The sequence below is a fragment of the Sulfitobacter sp. DSM 110093 genome, from assembly GCF_022788715.1.
In the GTDB taxonomy this organism is placed as follows: Bacteria; Pseudomonadota; Alphaproteobacteria; order Rhodobacterales; family Rhodobacteraceae; genus Sulfitobacter.
Map to the genome: position 1 here is coordinate 1,011,839 of NZ_CP085167.1, position 18,288 is coordinate 1,030,126.

Consider the following 18,288-nt stretch of genomic DNA (forward strand, 5'->3'; position numbering starts at 1 on the left):
TCCTCTCAGGAAGCATGGACCAGATCGCAGTTACACAGAAGACCGGACACTCTCCAAAATGACGGTAAAATTTCGTTTTCAATTAAGCAAGATATCAGAGTTTTGGCGGTCGCGTTCTTCGGGTAGGCCCACCCGCGTTTATCGCAGATAGCTTTCATGGTGCTTTCGAACGACTTAAGGCAGTCATTAAGAGCTTCCTTATTCTTGCCTACTCGTAAATTTTCGAAGGCACCAAAAAACTCCTGTCGTGCTCCTGCGTATATTTGTCCGCTTAGAACGGTCAAAGCTGGCTTGACGATTTCCTGGTGAGTAAATTCAGAATCTTTCCTTAGGATACGCCCATCTACATAGGAGTATCCTAGCCCGTGTTCTGCAAGCCTCTCGTTTGCTTCAGCAATCGTTTCATCGGCAATCTCGCCATGTTTAATTGACCAATCTCTGCAAACTACATCAATGCATTTCAGCGTGAGTTCGATTACATCAATCGCTTTTACCGTTTCTTCTGTAGACAGGAAGAAGCTTGCAAGCTCAGTCCGAAAGTTATCTTTTTGATATGTAGGGGATAGATGAAAGACACCATATTCCTTTCGAAGGGTCATCACAATTAGCTTAAAAGCCTCGGCTGTTTGCCCTGGTCCAAAGCTATTGCGGTAGTCGTCCTCGTTTCCAATAGCCTCATCCCAGATGTGAACCATTTGTACTCGGAAGGCTTCTGGAACTTCATTGTAAATATAGACTTCAAGAATATCTCCTTCAATTTTCTTAAGTCGTTTCGAATACAAATCAAAGATAGGCAAGCTCTACCCCTTCAAACATCCAACTCCTCCACAAACTGCGCATTCTGCTGAATATAAGCAAACCGCATCTCCGGCTTCTTCCCCATCAAGCGCTCCACCAGATCCCCGGTCTCACCCGGCACGTCCTCGTCCACAGTCACGCGGATCAGCTTGCGGGTCTCGGGGTCCATCGTGGTCTCTTTCAGGTCCTTCGCGTCCATCTCGCCCAGACCCTTGAAGCGGCTCACGTCGATCTTGCCTTTGCCGCCGAGACCCTTCTCCAACCACATGTTTTTCTCTGCCTCATCAAGGCAATAGACCCGTTTCGCCCCCTGCGTCAGGCGGAACAGCGGCGGGCAGGCGAGGTACAGATGCCCCGCGTCGATCAGCGGGCGCATTTGGGTGAAGAAAAACGTCATCAACAGCGACGCGATATGCGCGCCGTCGACGTCGGCGTCGGTCATGATAATGATCTTGTCATAGCGCAGATCGTCGAGGTTGAATTTCGTGCCCATGCCGACGCCAAGCGCTTCGCAGAGGTCGTTGATCTCGGCGTTGGTGGTGATCTTGCTTGAGGCTGCCCCGAGCACGTTCAGGATTTTACCCTTTAGCGGCAGCAGCGCCTGCGTATTACGGTTGCGCGCGCCCTTGCCAGAGCCACCCGCCGAGTCGCCCTCGACGATGAACAACTCCGTGCCTTCGCGGGTCTTGCTGGTGCAGTCGGTCAGCTTGCCGGGCAGACGCAACTTCTTGGTGGCGGATTTACGGGCGGTTTCCTTTTCCTGACGGCGGCGCATCCGCTCTTCGGCGCGCAGGACAAGGAAATCGAGGATCGCACCGGCGGATTTCGTGTCCGCTGCCAGCCAGTTGTCAAAGTGGTCGCGCACGGCGTTCTCAACCAGACGCGCGGCCTCGGTCGTGGCGAGGCGGTCTTTGGTCTGGCCCACGAATTCCGGCTCGCGGATGAAGCAAGACACCAGCGCGCAGCCGCCCGTAATCAGGTCTTCGCGGGTGATGTCCTTGGCTTTGCGGTTGTTCGCCAACTCGCCATAGGCCCGGATGCCCTTGAGGATCGCGGCCCAAAAGCCGCCCTCATGTGTGCCGCCCTCGGGCGTGGGGACGGTGTTACAGTAGGACTGGATGAAGCCATCGCGGGCAGGGGTCCAGTTGATCGCCCATTCGACCTTACCGGGCACACCAAAGCGTTCTTGGAACTCGACGGTGCCCGCGAAGGGGTTTTCGGCATAGGTTGTTGATTTACCCAAGGTTTCGCGCAGGTAATCAGCCAGACCGCCGGGGAAGTGGAACGTCGCCTCCATCGGCGTGTCGCCGTCTTCGATCTCGGACTTCCAGCGGATTTCGACGCCGGAGAAGAGATAGGCCTTAGAGCGCACCATCTTGAGCAGACGTGCGGGTTTGAAGCGGTGTGCGCCAAAGATTTGCTCGTCAGCGTGGAAGGTGACGGTGGTGCCGCGCCGATTGGGGGCTGCGCCGATTTTCTCGACCGGGCCTTGCGGGATTCCGCGTGAAAACCGCTGCTCGAACAACTCGCGGTTCCGCGCGACCTGCACCACCATCGAATCCGACAGCGCGTTAACCACGGATGCACCAACCCCGTGCAGACCGCCCGAGGTCTGATAGGCCTTGCCCGAGAACTTGCCGCCCGCGTGCAGCGTGCAGAGGATCACTTCGAGCGCGGATTTTTCAGGGAATTTCGGGTGCGGGTCGATCGGGATGCCGCGGCCGTTGTCGCGAATGGTGACCGAATAATCGGCGTTCAACTCCACCTCGATCCGGTTGGCATGGCCCGCCACGGCTTCGTCCATCGAGTTGTCGAGCACTTCGGCCACAAGGTGGTGCAGCGCACGCTCATCGGTGCCGCCGATATACATGCCGGGGCGCTTGCGGACGGGCTCCAGCCCCTCCAGCACTTCGATGGAGGAGGCATCGTATTCGGTGGGTTCCTGGCCGGAAAGAAGATCGGTCATGCGGGCCTGCTCTTTGTTTGTGGGTGGGGGCCATTTTGACAGCCCCGCGCGCCGGGGGCAATCGCGGGTTTGTCTTGTCGGGAGGATTTAACCCGGTCAGCTGGCTCTGGCACGCAGCCAATCGGCAAGGGTCTCTTCGTCGATGCGGCCTTGGGCCACTTCGCGGATCAGGTCGCCCGCCTCGACGGTGTCGTGGTCAAGTTTTACCCCATTGAGATCAAGACAGATATCGAGAACGAGATGCGCGGTTCGCTTATTCGCGTCGTTAAAGACATGCCCAGTGGCAACCGCTACGCAATAAGCCGCAGCGAGGTCAAAGACATCTTCGATCATGCCGTAGACCAGTCGGTTGTCGACCCGTGCCAGCGCTCCTTCGAGTGATTTGTCCAAGGCCATGCCGGCTAGCTCGCCGGGGTTTAACGCGGAATCGTGGATCCTGACGACGAGGTCAGGTGAAAGCAGCACATAGGTCATTTATCTTTAAGATAGTCCAGAACCGGCTGGTTGATATGCTTGCGCCGCGCAATACTCTCCATCACCTCATCCAGTGTCGCCACGCGCGGCTCCTCCTGCAAAGTCGCCGCTGCCGGTACGAAATACCCCACGCAGCGCGAGTTCTTCATCACCGCGACGGGCTTGCCGCCAGAGCGTTCCAACACTTTATGCGGTTCGCGCATTTCAGTCATGGTGGCGATGTGATTGGTATGGATACGGGTCATGATCGGCTCCTGAATGTATATTTAAATATACACTGAGTTGCTCATTTTGCAAGGGGCCGCTGTGCGCACCAGTTTAACACGGCGTCGGCAACCGCTTGTGGTTTCTGGTGGTGCAGCCAATGGTCAGCGTCCGCAATCTCAACGCGGGTCAGGTCTTGGGCGAAAATCTCTAACCCTTCGGTTGCTTCGGGCAGTAATGCGGTATCCCCACGGCCCCAAACCAACAAATGCGGGCATTTCACGCGCAGGCGCTCTACCGGAAAATCAGGTAGATCACGGATCGGTTTGCCCGGCGCTGCGACTTGCAGAGGTGAGGCGCGATACCAGTTAATCATTGCCCTCAGCCGCCCCGGCCTCCCCCATTCCGCGCGGTAATCCTCAAGCCGCTCTGCCGTCAGCCAGCTGAGATCCATATGCGCCGAAAACAGCTTGAGCAGTCCTGCGAAATTGTCTTTGCCCAAGCTGACCGCGCTACCTTCGCTGCGCAATGTATTGATATATTGCGAGGCTCTGGACTGCGCGCCACCTGCCGCCATGGCCCGCTGAAAGGGCACGGGATGCACACCGTTGAGGATGATCAGCCGCGCCACCAGCTCGGGCCGGAACATCGCCAACGCATAGCCGACAGAGGCACCCCAATCATGGGCTACAACGGTCACAGGCTTGTCTCCGATCAAGGCAGCAATATCAGCCATCAGGTGCGCCATGGCATAGGGCTCGATCCCCTCGGGTGCGCTGCTTCGGCCATAGCCGCGCTGGTCAGGGGCGATACAATGAAAGTGTGGGGAAAGCAGCGCGGCCAAATCGGCCCATGCGCCGCCATATTCGGGAAAACCATGCAGCATCACCAGCGGCGGCAGGCTTTCATCACCCCAATGACGGATGAAAATCTCTTGGCCGTTCAATTGGCGGGTTTCGGTCCGTGTAGGTTCCATCGCGATCCCTCCTGCACCCAGCTTTGCCATTAAGCGCCGCAAACGCAAGGAATTCATGACCAAAACGAGGCAACAAAGCCCCGCAACCCTATGACAGAGCGCAAAAACCGGACTTTCCCTTTGCAGCGGCCCGGCGTAAGGCTTGCCCATGACCAAAGTAATGACCAACCGCAATCACGTCCGGGCGATCCTGACGCTTGGCCTGCCGCTGATCGGCGGACATCTGGCACAGATGGCCATCGGGGTGACCGATACGGTCATGCTGGGCTGGTATTCGGTCGAGGCGCTGGCGGCGGTGGTGCTGGGCAGTACCTATTTCTTTGTGCTTTTCATTTTCGGTTCGGGCTTTGCCATGGCGGTGATGCCGCTGGTGGCCGCCTATGACGCCGAGGATGATGAGATTGGCCTGCGCCGCGCCACGCGCATGGGGCTGTGGCTGTCGGTGGGTTTTGCGATGATCGCGCTGCCCGCGATGATCTGGTCACCTGCGGTGCTGGACCTACTGGGGCAGGGGCCCAACCTTGCCGACACGGCGGGTGATTACCTCAAAGTCGCGGGCTGGGGGATTGTGCCCGCGCTGCTGGTGATGGTGCTGAAATCCTACCTTGCTGCCTTAGAGCGGACGCAGGTCGTGCTGTGGATCACCCTGCTGGCTGCCGTGATCAATGCGATGGCGAACTACGCGCTGATCTTTGGCAATTGGGGCGCGCCGGAGCTTGGCGTGATGGGCGCGGCGGTGGCCTCGGTCACGACGCAATGCGTCTCGCTTATCGGAGTGGTGATCTATGTGCTGATCGCCCTGCCGCAGCACAGTCTGTTCGTGCGGCTGTGGCGGGTCGATACCCAGATGCTGGTGCGGGTCTTTACGCTGGGGTTGCCGATTGGTCTGACGACGCTGAGCGAAGTCGGCCTGTTTGCGGCCTCTTCGTTAATGATGGGCTGGCTGGGGACCATCCCGCTGGCGGCGCATGGGATTGCGATCCAGCTCGCCTCTCTGACCTTCATGGTGCATCTGGGGCTGAGCAATGTCGCTACGATCCGTGCGGGCAATGCCTATGGCCGCCGCGACGTGCCGCATATGAAGCGCGGCGCGGTGATTGTCACGGTCCTGTCGCTGGTCTTTGCCCTGATCACCATGGTCGGTTTCGTGGGCTGGCCCGAGCCGCTGATCTCGGTTTTCATGCAGGAGGATGAGCCTGCGCGGGTCGAAATCCTTGCCATTGGCACCGGCCTTCTGGTCATGGCCGCGCTGTTTCAACTGGTCGACGGGGCGCAGGTCGTGGCGCTTGGCCTGCTGCGCGGGGTGCAGGATACCAAGATACCGATGGTCATGGCCGCGATCAGCTATTGGGTGGTCGGGATGCCCTGCTCCTATTTCCTTGGCTTCACGCTGGGGTTCGGAGCGATGGGCATTTGGGCCGGTCTGGTGGCGGGGCTGGGCGTCGCGGGGCTGCTGCTCAACGCGCGGTTCTGGGGCGTCACGGTCAAGTCACTGGCCGCGTAACCCTCAGCCCCGGTCCATCCGATCCGCTTTTTTGCGCACTAAGGTGCTGCGCAGATCATGCATTGCCAACAACAAGTCATCCGTCACCGCATCCAACTCGGCATCCGTGGCGCGCGATTGTGCCCATTGGGTGGTGAGGTTCAGATGATCCACCGCGCGGCGGATGTCGTCAATCTCCCGCGCGGCAAGGGTTTCGCGGCGCGCCTTTGTCCAGCGGGCGATCTCGGACTTATCGGCATCGGTTAGACGGTGCTGCCCGTGAGGCTTTACCTCACCGTTGCGGATGTTGACGACGGCGATCTGCTCCATCTCGATCCGGCGCTGGCGGTTTGCGGCATCCAGCCGAAACACCGCCGCGCCATTCTCGCGGATCCTGAAATAATAGTCGGGAAGATCGCCTGCCATGGTTCGCCTTTACGTCAGCCCGGCACAGAAAGTCTGGATGCGGGTGCATGCCTCTTTCAGCGCGTCGTCGGAGGTAGCGTAACTGACGCGGAAATTCGGCGAAAGACCGAAGGCCGCGCCAAAAACGACCGCCACGCCGGTTTCCTCAAGCAGCGCGGTGGCAAATGTCTCATCATCCGTGATCTTGGTCCCTGCCGCTGAGGTCTTGCCGATCAGCCCCGCGATGGAGGGGTAGACGTAGAACGCCCCTTCGGGCGTGGGGCAGGTGATCCCGTCAATAGCCGAGAGCATCTCGACCACCAGATTGCGGCGGCGCACGAACATCTCGTTGTTCTCAGCGATGTAATCCTGTGTGCCATTCAGCGCCTCAACCGCGGCCCACTGGCTGACCGAGCAGGGGTTCGACGTGCTTTGCGACTGAATTTTGCGCATCGCGCCAATCAGCTTTTCCGGCCCTGCGGCATAGCCGATGCGCCAGCCGGTCATGGCATAGGCTTTGGACACGCCGTTGACGGTCAGCGTGCGGTCGTAAAGCGCGGGTTCGACCTCGGCCGGGGTGCAGAACGCGAAGCCGTCATAGGCGAGGTGTTCATACATATCATCGGTCATCACCCAGACATTCGGGTGGCGCATCAGCACATCGGTCAACGCCTTCAGCTCCTCCCGGCTGTAGCCCGCCCCGGTAGGGTTCGAGGGCGAGTTGAAGATGAACCATTTGGTTTTGGGCGTGATCGCCTCTTCCAGCGCTTCCGGCGTGAGCTTGAAGTTATTCTCTAGCGTTGCAGGTGCAATGATCGGTGTGCCGCCTGCGAGCAGTACCATATCGGGATAGCTGACCCAATAGGGCGCGGGGATCACGACCTCTTCGCCGGGGTTCATCGTTGCCATCAGCGCGTTATAGAGGATCTGCTTGCCGCCCGTTCCGACGCTGACCTGCGCGGGCGTGTAGTCCAGCCCGTTGTCGCGTTTGAATTTGGCGCAGATCGCCTGTTTCAGCTCGGGAATGCCATCGACGGGGGTGTATTTCGTCTTGCCCGCGTTGATCGCGGCGACTGCGGCGTCCTTGATGTTCTGCGGCGTATCAAAATCCGGCTCGCCCGCGCCAAGTGCGAGAATGTCGCGCCCCGCGGCCTTGAGTTCTGCCGCTTTGGTGGTGACGGCGATGGTGGGCGACGGTTTGACCCGATCAAGGGTCGCGGACAGCAGTTCCATTTCAGCCTCGGGTTGCTTATTAATATCCCCACGTTCATAGGGGGCGTCCCCGCACCCGGCAAGGGTGTCTGGCAGGAGATAAAGCATGACCGACGAGATTGACTGGTACGGCCCCGAGGCCGCCACCTTTGGCGACCGGGTCGCGGCGGCCCGCGAACAGACTGGCATGACTCAGGCGATGCTGGCCAAACGGCTGGGTGTGCGTCTGTCCACTTTGCGTGGCTGGGAAGACGACCTGTCTGAGCCGCGCGCCAACCGGCTTTCGATGCTGGCGGGGCTGCTCAATGTCTCTATGATGTGGCTGATCAATGGCGAAGGCGAGGGGGTCGATGCACCCGAAGCGGGCGAAACCGCGCGCCGCGTTGATCTCGAAGAGGTGCTGGCCGACATGCGCGCCCTGCGCACCGACCTGCTGAAAAAGGCCGAGACTGTCGGCAAATTGGAAAAGCGCATTCGGCGCCTTATGACGGAGCCCGCAGATGCCTGAAGTCCATGAACACCGGTTAAAACGCCTGCAAATGCGCTCTATGCGCCGAGGCATCAAAGAGATGGACCTGATCCTATCGGCCTATGCTGAGGCGCGGTTGCCGCAGATGGATGATGCGGGGCTCACGCTGTATGATCAGATGCTCAATGAGAACGACCACGACCTCTATCTTTGGGTCAGCGGGCAGGACGAAGCGCCCGCCGAATACACGGCACTGGTCACGGATATTCGCGGACAATTGGCGGATGCGCGCGGTTAATCGCGGAAATTCTTACGGGTTTAACGAATTATTCTGATTTTTTAGCGAGTTTCCAATTCAAACAAATTGAACCGGAGATTTCGCATGAGCATTCACGATCCCGCAACACAGCCTTTGGCTGTGAAAGGTTTCATGGTCGGCTACCTTGAGTCCCTGTCTTTGGTTGAGCGGCTGCATCGCTTGCTGTTGGACGTCATCAAGGATGAGTTTGAGCGCGTTGGCGTGTTGGAAATCAACGCGGTTCAGGCGCTGCTGCTGTTCAACATCGGTGATAATGAGGTCACGGCGGGCGAGTTAAAAAGCCGTGGATATTACCAAGGCAGCAACGTTAGCTATAACCTCAAGAAACTGGTCGAGATGGGCTATATGCACCATCAGCGTTGTGAGATTGACCGCCGTTCGGTCCGTGTACGGCTGACAGAGAAGGGACGCTATATCCGCGATGTTGTTGCCGATCTCTTCTCACGTCATGCCGACGGGATGGAGAACAAAGGTGTACTCGGTGATGCCGGGATTGAGGATATCACCCGATCTTTGAAACGGATGGAGCGGTATTGGACAGACCAAATCCGCTATATTTACTGATCCGTGCGGGTAGGGTGGGCAAGTTGCGATAGAACGGTCCCGTCCAATTCACGCAGCAGTTTTTCGGCCATGGCGCGACCGTAGTCTTCAAACCCAAGTGCGGTTTGGACAAAGGCATTGGGGCCGAGCATCACCTCGGCCCGGTAGTAGGACGCCAGCGTGCCAATCGCGGCCTGTTGGCTGTCGTCAGCGGCCGGGTCATCAACGCCGATTACCAACCCGTTGATGGTCAACCCGGGAGGGTCCGCTGCCAAACCGACGCGCAGGTCGCGGGGGCGGGGGCCGAAGTTCGAGATCCCATCACCAGAAATGTCGAGCGTGTGTTTTTGGCAGTCAGGCCGCTCTGCCAGATACTGTGCACCAAGTTGCATGGCCGCGCCGAGGGCGGTACCGGGAGATGTCTGTCGCCGCTGGGTGCTGCGCAAGCGGGCGATGGTATCATCCAGCACATCGGCATCGCTCAGCGTTGTCCACGGCAGGATCACCGCCTGATCCTCTAGGCCGCTCCATTCGTAAACCAGTAGATCAATGGTATGCCCTGGCAGCGTTAGCAGCGCCTGCCGCACGCGGGGATCATTAAGCGCATTGGCTAAACCACCCAGTTGCAGCCGATACTCGCGCGCATCAACCGAGCCGGAGACATCCAGCCCCAGGGCAAGCGCCTGCCGACAGGCGGCATCCGCCCATTGTGGGGGGCAAAGAGTAAGACAGAAAGCAAAGGCGGCGCGGATCATCCTCGCGAGCCTTGCGTAGATGGCAGCCCACCCAAAGCAGGAGGTGATACCTCTCGGATCAGTTTGACCCGCATGGCCCGCTCGAAATCTGCAAATCCTGAAGCGATGACCATGAACGCTCCCGGCCCATGTAGCACTTGAGATTGGTAGAAGGCGATCAGACCTAACTCGCCTTCGAAATCAGCGGCGTTCACGACCAGCCCATTCACGGTGATCCCTGCAAAGGGCGCAGCGCGATAGGCGGTTTGGGGGTCAAACCCTTCGTTGTTTTGCCCATCGCCTGCTAGGTCGATCACGTGGGCATCGCAGAAAGGCGCGGCGTCAAACAGCGTCGCCCCAAACCGCAGGGCATGGCCCATCGCGGTGGGCTGCCCGCTTTCGCTGCGTTGACTCGTCTCAATGATATCTGCCGCAGCCATCAGCGCGGCGGGGCGGTCAATCAACGTCCAATCTAGCACGATTGTCTGATGCGCCTCGCCTGACCATTCATAGGCTGCCAGCGCCACGGGCACATCACCGGCGAAAAAGGCCCGCGCGACCAAGGGTGCACGCAGCGCAGCGGCAAGCCCGCCGCGCTGCAAACGGTCCTCTTCTGGATCAACAGAAGAGGACACATCCAGTGCCAAAGCCAACGCAAGGCGGCAGGGCGCCGCCTGTGCGTCGGCCATTGGCGCAAGCATCAGCGCCAGCGCGGCACTGATGCAAAACCTTACCAATGGCCGATGTTTTCCATGCTGGCCCAAGGTTCCTGCACAGGTAGAGAATCGCCTTCTTGCAGCAGCTCAACCGAGATGTTGTCAGGTGAGCGAACAAAGGCCATTCGCCCTTCACGCGGGGGGCGGTTAATGGTCACGCCGTTGTCTTGCAGCATTTGGCAGGTTTCGTAGATATTCTCGACCGTATAGGCGAGGTGGCCGAAATGGCGGCTGTCGCTGGGCAATTCATCATCGCCGTCCCAGTTGTAGGTCAGTTCCACATCCGCATGACCATCGGCCTGATCCGGCGGGCAGAGGAAGACCAACGTGAAACGGCCACCCTCGTTGTCGATGCGGCGCCGCTCAACAAGGCCCAGAAGTTTGTAAAATGCGATGGAGGCGTCGAGATCCTTTACGCGCACCATAGTGTGCAGATATTTAATGGGCATCGGTGTTCCTTTGGTCTGTTGGGACGGTCAGAATAGGGATTGAAACCCCATATTCAGACCGAAATTCTCTGTCTCAAAGCGGGTGACATTGGAATTTGTCTTCCGCGCTTCAAGGGTAAGTTTAGGAGCAAAACCGTAGGTGTCAAAGTCGGTGAACACCAAGGAGGTCGAAACCACCGCGCCCAGATCGGCGCGCGGGTCGGGGCCATAAAGCGGATCGTCATATTGTTTGGCTTGCGTGCTTAAAGCGATCTGCGCGGTGGCCCCCAGTACGGGTTTGGAAAATGTATACTGCACGCCCAGTGACAGGGCGGTGTGTGTCAGCGCTGCGCTGTCGGTGTCAGTGCGCCCAATTTGGGCATTCCACGACAGCCGTCCGCCACTTTTGGTCGGGCGGGCCCAATAGCTGCCCAGCGTCGCCGTCACGCCCGAACGTAGATCACTATCTTTGCGGTGCGAATAACCAAGTTCCGCGTTCCACGAAAAAAGGCGTTGCTGGGGCCGGAGATAGGTTTGCCGCCAGTCGAGTTTGACCTCATCGGCCAGCGGGTCATTGGCTGACCACAGCCTGCCGAAGCTCAGAGACAGGGTCTGGCGCGGTGCCTCTGGACCGGTGGTGAAATCGCGCCCGATCTGTGCCTGCACCCGGCGAAAGGCGAAATCAGAGGCGCTGACCCCGGTGGGCACATCGTCATCGGTAAAGACGGTGTGGCTCTCGGTCCAATTCAGGGCAACGAAATTCCGCTCAGTCTGCGTGGTGCCAAAGTTATAGCGCAGCGCCGTGTCTTGGCGCAGTACGAAGCCCGAGATTGGCACGGCGGCGGGGTTGGTAAAAATCAGCCCGCCCAACACAAACGTATTATCGCTGGGGGCACCATTGACGTTGTCGCTGGGGTCAATGCTGAAGGACAGGTTCACCGACCATGGGTTCGTCGTGCTGACATAGCGGTAATCGCGAATGGCGCGGGCGCGGGTGCGGGCATCGAGGGCCACATGCGCCGCCCGGCGTAGCCAGAATTGGGCCCGTGTTTTGGCCCCGTCTGATGATAACGCCTGCGCCATGGCCATCGCAGCGCCATATCGCTCAACCGGTCGGTCGGCCGCCTGCCAGCCTTGCCGCGCGGCCTGTCGGGCGCGGGTGTTGTCGCCCAATCTACGCCGGGCATGCGCGTTAAGAATTAGGCTGGTGCTGTCTTTGGGGTCGCGGAGCACCAGCACATCGGTGATCTGGGCTGCGGCCTGTGCATGGCCGCGCGACAGCAATTGCGCGGCGGTCAGCCGCGCTGCTTCAGGCTCTAGCGTGGATTGCGCTGCGCCATTGCCCCCGACGGTCAGGCTCATCGCAGCGGCGAGGGCCAGCTTTCGCATCATTGTGTGGCGATGAAACCGCCGACTTCACGCACTTCGGAGCCTTCGACAAAGACGATGCCCGCGATCTCGCTTCCGCCCGGTCCAGCAAAGACACCCTGCCAATTGCCGCCAGCGCCTGTCGCTTCGCCAGTGCCATCGAATTCGGTAGCGGTGGAGGTGGCGATGCTGCTGTTCTCAAAATCGATTGTCGTATCGGTAAGAGAGATATACCCGTCCAATGCGCCGACCGACTGACCATTGGTATTATAGACTTGGCGGTTAGAGATCGACCCGCCCGCTGCGCCACCTACATCAAAGTCGTCGAAATCGACGCGCAAATTGGCGTCTCCGGTTACAAAGGTCACACCATTGTTAACGCCATCTCGCGTCGTGCGCACGGCTGCATATTCGCCATTGTAGGAGTAGATGCCGGACGAAGGAAGGTTTGGCTGATTGCCAAGCCGCTGGGCACCAGCACCGCCGTAGCCGAAATTCACATAGCTGTTGGTCCCGGCCGCGGCGACTTGTGATTGACCCGAATCCGAACGACGGAAGACCGCGAAATACTCAACCTCATTTGTGCCGGATGTTGGTACGCTTTCATAAGCGTCGAAAGAGTTGGAAAACTTTTCGGACTGGATACGCTCGTAAACGTTGTCAGGATCATCAAACGGGATGTTGTTGAGCGTCAGCGTGTCACTGTCAGGGTCGTAGGTGATGTTGTTCAGAGTCATCAGCTCGTTCTGATCCGTGAAATAGACGCTGTCGCTGCCTGTGCTCGTATCATCGTCGTCGTCGTCGCCGAAAGGTGCTGTGCCACCGCAGGCCGAAACCCCCAAGCCGAGCGCAAGGCCCATCCAAATCCGTGTCATACTGCTCTGCCTCGATATTTTTATGTCTGCTAGTTTTGGCGGACTGTCCCAAAGCGGCGCCCGTTCTGTCGATGTGCTTGGGCCCTGCGGGGAAACTCGGTGCGGAAGTGCAGCCCAAAAGCAATACCACGCTGCTTGAGGATAGGCACGCGGGAGGCTATGCAGAAGCAAATGCCACGATGACGAGGGTTGCCGCGTGAAACAGTACCATGATGCGCTGCGCGAAGTGCTGGAACAGGGGGTGACCTCGACCGACCGAACCGGAACGGGGACGATCTCTCATTTCGGGATGCAGCAACGTTATCGGATGGCTGATGGTTTTCCGCTGGTCACAACCAAGAAACTGCATCTTAAATCCATCGTGCATGAGCTTTTGTGGTTCCTCGCAGGGGATACCAATATCGCCTACCTCAAGGAAAACGGTGTCTCCATTTGGAACGAATGGGCGAATGAAGACGGTGACCTCGGCCCGGTCTATGGCCATCAATGGCGCCGCTTTCCGACGGTGGGGGACGCGATACCGCAACCCGACGGTACGGTGCTGCACCGCGCGGGCCAAGTTGATCAGATCGCAAAGTTGGTAGAGGCGATCCGCGCCACCCCCGACAGCCGCCGCCTCATTGTTTCAGCGTGGAACCCCGGTGAGGTTGACCAGATGGCGCTGCCGCCTTGCCATACGCTGTGGCAAGTGCGCATTGCGGGCGGCAAGCTGCATCTTCAACTCTATCAACGCTCGGCAGATATGTTTCTGGGGGTGCCATTTAACATCGCCTCTTACGCGCTGCTTTTGGAAATGTTGGCCCATGTCACTGGTTACGAACCCGGCGATTTCGTGCATTCCATGGGCGACGCGCATATCTATTCCAACCATGTAGAACAGGTGCAGACCCAGCTTGCGCGGGCTCCAAAACCGCTGCCAAAACTGCGGATTGGCCGCAAGGTTAGTTCGATCTTTGATTTCCGCTATGAGGATTTCACCTTCGAGGGCTATGACCCCGATCCAGCGATCAAAGCACCGGTGGCCGTCTGATGCTAAGTCTGATCGTCGCACGCGCCCGCAACGGAGCCATTGGCAAAGATGGAGATATCCCGTGGTCTCTGCCCGAAGATCTGAAGTTTTTCCAACGTGAGACCACGGGCGGCGCGATCATTATGGGGCGCCGTACATGGGAAAGCCTGCCATTTAAACCACTGAAGAACCGCCTGAACTGCGTGGTTTCAAGCGCCGATATCGAAGGGGTGCATGTGGCGCGTGACCCGCATTCGGCCTTGGGCTACTGCGCGGCCGAGGGCTATCGCCGTGTTTATGGCATTGGCGGTGAGGGGATCTACCGCGCACTTCTGCCCTTGGCGGATCGGCTTTTGGTCACCGAACTGGATGTTGAAATTGACAATGCAGATGCCTTCTTCCCCGATTTTGATCCAGAGGAATGGGTTGAACTTGGGAACCTGTGTTTGCGTGCCGATGGCCCGCGGGCCGTCGCACGGGAGTGGCTGCGCCGCTGCTGAGAGTGGTATGAGCTTCGCGCCGGGTCGAGGCGGCGGGCGCATAGGTTAATGCCCACAATGCGCCTCCGGGCCAACCGATGTGCTTTGACAAAACACTGGACTTGATGAATCCGTCCCGGCAAGCTTTGCTATATTGAATTTAGGTAAAGCGAATTGCGAGGATTATCATGCGTCTAACCCCAGCTATTGCAGCCGCAGTCGGGCTGTTTTTAACCGCTATGGTCGGTCAGGCTGCTGCCGAGCCTAAGATCTATGCCTATCCAAGCAGCGCTAATTACTGTCCGACTGGCTTGCAGCCCATCACCATTTCGGGTGTCATCTGCTGCGGTACCCCGAACCAACCCATGACATATGCCGAGGTCAAATCCCATCCTGTGGTTCGCCGCCACCGTGTGGCGACACCGCGCCGCTCGGCCCGCGTGCCTTGCCCAGAGGGGACAAAGGGCTGTTCGTATAATTGACAGACTATGCAACACCCGGCGCGAAACGCCGGGGGTTCTTTTGCAATATCTTGGCTAGAGCAGGGCGAGATCGGTCGCCATTTGCCGGCCGTCGCGCCCTTCTGTCAGTTCAAAACTGACCTTCTGGTCGTCCGCCAGTCCGGTCAAGCCGGAGCGTTCAACCGCTGAGATGTGAACGAATACATCGTTACCGCCGCTCTCCGGGGCGATGAACCCGTAGCCTTTGGTGGTGTTAAACCATTTCACGGTGCCAGTTGGCATAATTTCCGCGCCTCCTTTGTCTTTGACGTATCTGCCCAAAGCAGAATGGCGAAAGCGATTGAATTGTGATCCGCCATAATAGAAAGATCGCGCGGACTTGGAAAAAATCAAGCGATCATGGGCGAAACCCGCAAAAGGGCGCAGGATTGCGGTGCTAAGGAGATGGATGTGTTAATTTATGGGCTGAAAAACTGCGACACCTGCCGCAAGGCTCGAAAAGCGCTGCCAGAAGCGAAGTTGGTCGATGTCCGAGAAGAAGGCGTGCCAGATGCAGTCTTGGCGCAGGCTCATGAGAAGTTTGGTGCTGCGCTGCTTAATACCCGCTCAACGACTTGGCGGGGTTTGGATGAGGATGCTCGCGCGCAAGACCCGCTTGCGCTGCTCAAGGCGTATCCAGCCCTAATGAAGCGCCCTCTGATTGCTGTAGACGATGCGCTTTTTATAGGTTGGAACAAAGAGGTGGAGGCCGAAGTTAAAGCGATGCTTTAAGTTTTAGGCGCAAGCAGTCGATCCAGCGACAGCGGGCCGGCACCTTTCAGAATGAGGACCGAAAGTAAGAAAACCCAAAGCGCGCGTTGGTCCAGAATGTGGGCGTCTGGAAACCTGTCAAACCAGCTGCCAAGCGCGCTCCACTGGCCATGCCCGAAAAGATCGGTCAGCGATTGAACCGTAACAAAGCCAATCATGGCCAAAGCCGACAGCCGAGTGAGTAGACCCAGCACGAGCAGAACGGGCAGGATAAACTCTGCCAACGTTCCGGCCACGACAACAAGCCAATGAAACAGCCCAAGCGCGCTACTGTCATAGCCTACAGCCTCAAACGCGCGGGGAAAGATTTGTGCATAGGCACCGGTGGAGGGGCTGAGGATGCCCAAGGGGCCATCGCCAAGTTTGGTAAGACCAGCATTCACGAAGTAGACCAGCAGCACCGCTGCAAAGAGGAAACGGGCAAGGGTGGAAAGCAACCAATCGGCCGATTCAAGGCGGTCGGTGGCGTTGCGATAGCGGCCAAGAAGTTGGCTCATTGGGTGTCCTCCGTAGAGATCGCACTGAAAATGCCGTGGCTTAGTGCAAGGGTCAGTGTGGCGGCCAAATCAAACTCAGGTTGAGTGTCGACAGTGGAAGCATGAGCCTCACCGAAAGTCGTTCCCTCGGCGAGGTGAGACAGCCATGTGGCGCCGCCGGGTGGAAGCAGATGGGGCGCGGGGTCATAGGCGGGCCGGGCAATAACCACGTCTTGAGGGAGGTTGCGTGGCTTCGGCGCAGCCTCCGTAAAGTTGTAGCGCCAGATGTCGAAGAGCGGCCAGCGTGAGCGCAGAATGCGCGTCGCAGGCGCCATGGTGAATCTGGCAGCCATCAAGGTGTTGGATGCAAGCGTCTGGAGCACCAGCGGATCAAGTGCGGGAGCATCGGCCGCGTGGTAGGATGACCGCAGGGCAAGATCGAGCCGGGCGGCATCGGCGAGGTATTCGACCTTGGCCAAAGGGGCGAAGCCGGCGATGAATGTGGGGAATTCGGCACCGTAATGCATCATAAGCGGCGATGTCGGTGGATACGCCCGCACATAAAGCGGGGCCAATTCGGCGAAATTGCGGGCACCGATCAGCTTGCGAACCAGCGGAAACGCTACTTCGAGCGCGGCGATCAGGGAATGAGTGACGTTGTTGCGATAGACACCATAACGCGCCCCTGCGGGTTGCCCGTTGCCGTCACGTAGGCCCGCAGGCTCGGGGCGAGAGGGGTCAAGCAGTGCAGCGCGGAAATCGCGTTGATCAGTCACACCAGCACCTGCGCGGCGCGCTCTGCCTCGGCCCGTAGTACGGACCAGTCGGGCACGTCATTGTCCCACTCTACCAAAACAGGCTTTGGCCCAGTTTGCGCCAGCGTGTAGGACAGCAATTCCCAAACCGGGTCGCCGACCGCTTTGCCGTGACTGTCAATCAGCAAAGGCGCGCCGTGGTCATCGGTGTCGTCGTCATGCCCGCCGACATGAATTTCACCGACATGCTCAGTCGGAAAGGCATCAATGTAGTCTTGAGGGGAAAGCCCGAGGTTCGTCGCGGAAATGAAGACATTGTTGACATCCAGCAAGAGGCCACAGCCAGCTTGCAGGGTAAGCTCGGTCATAAAGTCGGTTTCCGACAAGTCTGATTCCGCGAAGGCAAGGTAGCTGGAAGGGTTTTCGAGCAACATTTGTCGCCCCAACACGTCCTGCACCTGATTGATATGTGCCGCGACGCGGGCAAGCGTTGCCTCGGTATAAGGCAGTGGCAGGAGATCGTTAAGATACTCCATCCCATGCGTCGACCATGCCAAATGTTCTGAAAAAGAGGCGGGCTGTGTTCGGTCACAAAGAGTTTTGAGCCGGGCAAGGTGATCTGTATCCAGTGGTCCTTCGCCGCCGATCGACAGCCCTACGCCATGCACTGACAACGCGAAATTCTCTTGTAGCGCGCGCAGTTGCGCATGAGGGCGGCCCCCATCACCCATGTAGTTCTCTGCATGGATTTCGATCCAGCGCACCGGGCCGGGGTCAGCCATCAAGGCATCGAAATGCCGGGCTTTATATCCGACGCCAGGAGCATTCGGCAGTGTGGTAAGGGGGAGGGTATCGTCGCGCATATCGGCCTCCGGCGTGTTGCGGGGCGGGGTTCCGGGCGGGGGTGCCGCCCGGAACGCTATAGATTAAGCGGGCAGGTCGCGGTCGAGCGCTTCCAACGCGCCGGTCCGCTCGGTGCCGTCTGCCATGGCAGGCAGTTCGATGTCGGCACAGGTGCCTTCGTCAACGAGGGTCCATGCGTTGCCTTGGTAATCGGTCACAGAGGTGCCTGCGCAGGTGGTGCCGGGGCCCGCTGCGCAGTCGTTCTCACCGGCCAGCGAAACGCCAAAGCATTTCTCTTGCGAAGCGGCGGTGGCGGTCGTGGCGTGGCTGCTCAGCGCGGCGGCGACGGCCCCTGCGATGGCGGCGGTTTTGAGTGTGGTGGACATTGTCGTTTCCTTCCTGATGGTTTGAACAGGTTTACTAGAGCAGCCTGCTTCCTCACAAGCCAGTCACGAGGGAGTGTGTCACGGTCCCGTCAGAAATCA

Annotated in this window: 24 protein-coding genes; 7 read left to right on the forward strand and 17 right to left on the reverse strand. The window is 58.8% G+C overall.

The features are described from left to right. Positions 1-5: 5 nt before the first annotated feature. The 5 genes from DSM110093_RS04930 to DSM110093_RS04950 form a co-directional block, all read right to left on the reverse strand. On the reverse strand, positions 6-797 hold the full coding sequence (locus DSM110093_RS04930; protein ID WP_243266946.1) for a hypothetical protein: 792 nt from the start codon (positions 795-797) through the stop codon (positions 6-8). A gap of 11 nt (positions 798-808) precedes the next feature. Beyond that, positions 809-2,764: a DNA topoisomerase IV subunit B gene (gene parE, locus DSM110093_RS04935; protein ID WP_243266947.1), complete on the reverse strand. Its 1,956-nt coding sequence runs from the start codon at positions 2,762-2,764 to the stop codon at positions 809-811. A 96-nt stretch (positions 2,765-2,860) separates the two neighbouring features. Then, positions 2,861-3,238, reverse strand: coding sequence for a type II toxin-antitoxin system death-on-curing family toxin (locus DSM110093_RS04940; RefSeq protein WP_243266948.1), 378 nt, complete (start codon positions 3,236-3,238; stop codon positions 2,861-2,863). Then, on the reverse strand, positions 3,235-3,483 hold the full coding sequence (locus tag DSM110093_RS04945) for a hypothetical protein (protein ID WP_243266949.1): 249 nt from the start codon (positions 3,481-3,483) through the stop codon (positions 3,235-3,237). Before DSM110093_RS04945 ends, DSM110093_RS04940 begins: the two co-directional genes overlap by 4 nt. A gap of 41 nt (positions 3,484-3,524) precedes the next feature. Beyond that, positions 3,525-4,418, reverse strand: coding sequence for an alpha/beta hydrolase (locus tag DSM110093_RS04950; RefSeq protein ID WP_243266950.1), 894 nt, complete (start codon positions 4,416-4,418; stop codon positions 3,525-3,527). A 148-nt stretch (positions 4,419-4,566) separates the two neighbouring features. Between DSM110093_RS04950 and DSM110093_RS04955 the strand changes: the two genes are divergently transcribed. Continuing rightward, complete coding sequence (locus DSM110093_RS04955; RefSeq protein ID WP_243266951.1) at positions 4,567-5,922, forward strand: MATE family efflux transporter; 1,356 nt, start codon at positions 4,567-4,569, stop codon at positions 5,920-5,922. Positions 5,923-5,925: 3 nt separating this feature from the next. Here DSM110093_RS04955 and DSM110093_RS04960 read toward each other — a convergent pair whose 3' ends face one another. Then, positions 5,926-6,327 carry a hypothetical protein gene (locus tag DSM110093_RS04960; protein WP_243266952.1) on the reverse strand — a complete coding sequence of 134 codons (402 nt, stop codon included), beginning with the start codon at positions 6,325-6,327 and terminating at the stop codon, positions 5,926-5,928. A 9-nt stretch (positions 6,328-6,336) separates the two neighbouring features. Then, positions 6,337-7,539, reverse strand: coding sequence for a pyridoxal phosphate-dependent aminotransferase (locus DSM110093_RS04965; protein ID WP_243266953.1), 1,203 nt, complete (start codon positions 7,537-7,539; stop codon positions 6,337-6,339). 85 nt (positions 7,540-7,624) lie between these two features. Here DSM110093_RS04965 and DSM110093_RS04970 point away from each other — a divergent pair, with 85 nt between their 5' ends. The 3 genes from DSM110093_RS04970 (at position 7,625) to DSM110093_RS04980 (ending at position 8,870) form a co-directional block, all read left to right on the forward strand. Beyond that, a complete protein-coding gene (locus DSM110093_RS04970) occupies positions 7,625-8,026 on the forward strand; it encodes a helix-turn-helix domain-containing protein (protein WP_243266954.1) in 402 nt (133 codons plus the stop codon). Next, complete coding sequence (locus DSM110093_RS04975; protein ID WP_243266955.1) at positions 8,019-8,285, forward strand: succinate dehydrogenase assembly factor 2; 267 nt, start codon at positions 8,019-8,021, stop codon at positions 8,283-8,285. Before DSM110093_RS04970 ends, DSM110093_RS04975 begins: the two co-directional genes overlap by 8 nt. A gap of 84 nt (positions 8,286-8,369) precedes the next feature. Continuing rightward, positions 8,370-8,870: a winged helix DNA-binding protein gene (locus DSM110093_RS04980; RefSeq protein WP_243262567.1), complete on the forward strand. Its 501-nt coding sequence runs from the start codon at positions 8,370-8,372 to the stop codon at positions 8,868-8,870. On the opposite strand, the gene DSM110093_RS04985 is transcribed toward DSM110093_RS04980, so the two are convergent. Genes DSM110093_RS04985 through DSM110093_RS05005 form a run of 5 tightly spaced genes read right to left on the reverse strand, consistent with a single transcriptional unit; the run spans position 8,864 to position 12,970 of the window. Beyond that, complete coding sequence (locus DSM110093_RS04985; RefSeq protein ID WP_243266956.1) at positions 8,864-9,604, reverse strand: DUF1194 domain-containing protein; 741 nt, start codon at positions 9,602-9,604, stop codon at positions 8,864-8,866. The genes DSM110093_RS04980 and DSM110093_RS04985 overlap by 7 nt on opposite strands. Then, the gene (locus DSM110093_RS04990) at positions 9,601-10,320 is read right to left on the reverse strand and encodes a DUF1194 domain-containing protein (RefSeq protein ID WP_243266957.1); all 720 of its coding nucleotides are present in this window, start codon (positions 10,318-10,320) and stop codon (positions 9,601-9,603) included. The genes DSM110093_RS04985 and DSM110093_RS04990 overlap by 4 nt, the downstream gene beginning before the upstream one ends. Beyond that, the gene (locus tag DSM110093_RS04995) at positions 10,314-10,748 is read right to left on the reverse strand and encodes a VOC family protein (protein WP_243266958.1); all 435 of its coding nucleotides are present in this window, start codon (positions 10,746-10,748) and stop codon (positions 10,314-10,316) included. The genes DSM110093_RS04990 and DSM110093_RS04995 overlap by 7 nt, the downstream gene beginning before the upstream one ends. Positions 10,749-10,775: 27 nt before the next feature. Beyond that, positions 10,776-12,119 carry a surface lipoprotein assembly modifier gene (locus DSM110093_RS05000; protein WP_243266959.1) on the reverse strand — a complete coding sequence of 448 codons (1,344 nt, stop codon included), beginning with the start codon at positions 12,117-12,119 and terminating at the stop codon, positions 10,776-10,778. Then, positions 12,116-12,970 carry a hypothetical protein gene (locus DSM110093_RS05005; protein WP_243266960.1) on the reverse strand — a complete coding sequence of 285 codons (855 nt, stop codon included), beginning with the start codon at positions 12,968-12,970 and terminating at the stop codon, positions 12,116-12,118. Before DSM110093_RS05005 ends, DSM110093_RS05000 begins: the two co-directional genes overlap by 4 nt. A gap of 196 nt (positions 12,971-13,166) precedes the next feature. On the opposite strand from DSM110093_RS05005, the gene DSM110093_RS05010 reads away from it, so the two are divergent. Together DSM110093_RS05010 and DSM110093_RS05015 are read left to right on the forward strand one after the other, a co-directional pair. Further along, the gene (locus DSM110093_RS05010; protein ID WP_243266961.1) at positions 13,167-14,000 is read left to right on the forward strand and encodes a thymidylate synthase; all 834 of its coding nucleotides are present in this window, start codon (positions 13,167-13,169) and stop codon (positions 13,998-14,000) included. After that, positions 14,000-14,479, forward strand: a complete 480-nt coding sequence (locus tag DSM110093_RS05015) for a dihydrofolate reductase (protein ID WP_243266962.1) — start codon at positions 14,000-14,002, stop codon at positions 14,477-14,479. Before DSM110093_RS05010 ends, DSM110093_RS05015 begins: the two co-directional genes overlap by 1 nt. Before the next feature lie 515 nt (positions 14,480-14,994). Here the strand turns inward: DSM110093_RS05015 and DSM110093_RS05020 are convergent. Beyond that, positions 14,995-15,201, reverse strand: a complete 207-nt coding sequence (locus DSM110093_RS05020) for a cold-shock protein (RefSeq protein ID WP_243262574.1) — start codon at positions 15,199-15,201, stop codon at positions 14,995-14,997. 168 nt (positions 15,202-15,369) lie between these two features. Between DSM110093_RS05020 and DSM110093_RS05025 the strand changes: the two genes are divergently transcribed. Next, a complete protein-coding gene (locus DSM110093_RS05025; RefSeq protein ID WP_243267675.1) occupies positions 15,370-15,690 on the forward strand; it encodes an ArsC/Spx/MgsR family protein in 321 nt (106 codons plus the stop codon). Here DSM110093_RS05025 and DSM110093_RS05030 read toward each other — a convergent pair. From DSM110093_RS05030 to DSM110093_RS05045, 4 genes are all read right to left on the reverse strand, one after another. Continuing rightward, positions 15,687-16,226, reverse strand: coding sequence for a DoxX family membrane protein (locus DSM110093_RS05030; protein ID WP_243266963.1), 540 nt, complete (start codon positions 16,224-16,226; stop codon positions 15,687-15,689). The genes DSM110093_RS05025 and DSM110093_RS05030 overlap by 4 nt on opposite strands. Further along, positions 16,223-16,981, reverse strand: a complete 759-nt coding sequence (locus DSM110093_RS05035; RefSeq protein WP_243266964.1) for a DNA-binding domain-containing protein — start codon at positions 16,979-16,981, stop codon at positions 16,223-16,225. The genes DSM110093_RS05030 and DSM110093_RS05035 overlap by 4 nt, the downstream gene beginning before the upstream one ends. Further along, the gene (locus tag DSM110093_RS05040) at positions 16,978-17,823 is read right to left on the reverse strand and encodes a DUF692 domain-containing protein (protein WP_243266965.1); all 846 of its coding nucleotides are present in this window, start codon (positions 17,821-17,823) and stop codon (positions 16,978-16,980) included. Before DSM110093_RS05040 ends, DSM110093_RS05035 begins: the two co-directional genes overlap by 4 nt. Before the next feature lie 63 nt (positions 17,824-17,886). Continuing rightward, a complete protein-coding gene (locus DSM110093_RS05045; protein ID WP_243266966.1) occupies positions 17,887-18,189 on the reverse strand; it encodes a DUF2282 domain-containing protein in 303 nt (100 codons plus the stop codon). Between the last annotated feature and the right edge of the window lie 99 nt (positions 18,190-18,288).

What these genes read in the sequence shown, in the direction of transcription:
- DSM110093_RS05020 (WP_243262574.1), bottom strand. Translation starts at nt 15,201, where the DNA reads ATGCCAACTGGCACCGTGAAATGGTTTAACACCACCAAAGGCTACGGG.
- DSM110093_RS05015 (WP_243266962.1), top strand. Translation starts at nt 14,000, where the DNA reads ATGCTAAGTCTGATCGTCGCACGCGCCCGCAACGGAGCCATTGGCAAA.
- DSM110093_RS04975 (WP_243266955.1), top strand. Translation starts at nt 8,019, where the DNA reads ATGCCTGAAGTCCATGAACACCGGTTAAAACGCCTGCAAATGCGCTCT.
- DSM110093_RS04995 (WP_243266958.1), bottom strand. Translation starts at nt 10,748, where the DNA reads ATGCCCATTAAATATCTGCACACTATGGTGCGCGTAAAGGATCTCGAC.
- DSM110093_RS04955 (WP_243266951.1), top strand. Translation starts at nt 4,567, where the DNA reads ATGACCAAAGTAATGACCAACCGCAATCACGTCCGGGCGATCCTGACG.
- DSM110093_RS05030 (WP_243266963.1), bottom strand. Translation starts at nt 16,226, where the DNA reads ATGAGCCAACTTCTTGGCCGCTATCGCAACGCCACCGACCGCCTTGAA.
- DSM110093_RS05045 (WP_243266966.1), bottom strand. Translation starts at nt 18,189, where the DNA reads ATGTCCACCACACTCAAAACCGCCGCCATCGCAGGGGCCGTCGCCGCC.
- DSM110093_RS04965 (WP_243266953.1), bottom strand. Translation starts at nt 7,539, where the DNA reads ATGGAACTGCTGTCCGCGACCCTTGATCGGGTCAAACCGTCGCCCACC.
- DSM110093_RS04980 (WP_243262567.1), top strand. Translation starts at nt 8,370, where the DNA reads ATGAGCATTCACGATCCCGCAACACAGCCTTTGGCTGTGAAAGGTTTC.
- DSM110093_RS04985 (WP_243266956.1), bottom strand. Translation starts at nt 9,604, where the DNA reads ATGATCCGCGCCGCCTTTGCTTTCTGTCTTACTCTTTGCCCCCCACAA.
- DSM110093_RS04970 (WP_243266954.1), top strand. Translation starts at nt 7,625, where the DNA reads ATGACCGACGAGATTGACTGGTACGGCCCCGAGGCCGCCACCTTTGGC.
- DSM110093_RS04945 (WP_243266949.1), bottom strand. Translation starts at nt 3,483, where the DNA reads ATGACCCGTATCCATACCAATCACATCGCCACCATGACTGAAATGCGC.
- DSM110093_RS05000 (WP_243266959.1), bottom strand. Translation starts at nt 12,119, where the DNA reads ATGATGCGAAAGCTGGCCCTCGCCGCTGCGATGAGCCTGACCGTCGGG.
- DSM110093_RS04950 (WP_243266950.1), bottom strand. Translation starts at nt 4,418, where the DNA reads ATGGAACCTACACGGACCGAAACCCGCCAATTGAACGGCCAAGAGATT.
- DSM110093_RS04960 (WP_243266952.1), bottom strand. Translation starts at nt 6,327, where the DNA reads ATGGCAGGCGATCTTCCCGACTATTATTTCAGGATCCGCGAGAATGGC.
- DSM110093_RS05040 (WP_243266965.1), bottom strand. Translation starts at nt 17,823, where the DNA reads ATGCGCGACGATACCCTCCCCCTTACCACACTGCCGAATGCTCCTGGC.
- DSM110093_RS04940 (WP_243266948.1), bottom strand. Translation starts at nt 3,238, where the DNA reads ATGACCTATGTGCTGCTTTCACCTGACCTCGTCGTCAGGATCCACGAT.
- DSM110093_RS05005 (WP_243266960.1), bottom strand. Translation starts at nt 12,970, where the DNA reads ATGACACGGATTTGGATGGGCCTTGCGCTCGGCTTGGGGGTTTCGGCC.
- parE (WP_243266947.1), bottom strand. Translation starts at nt 2,764, where the DNA reads ATGACCGATCTTCTTTCCGGCCAGGAACCCACCGAATACGATGCCTCC.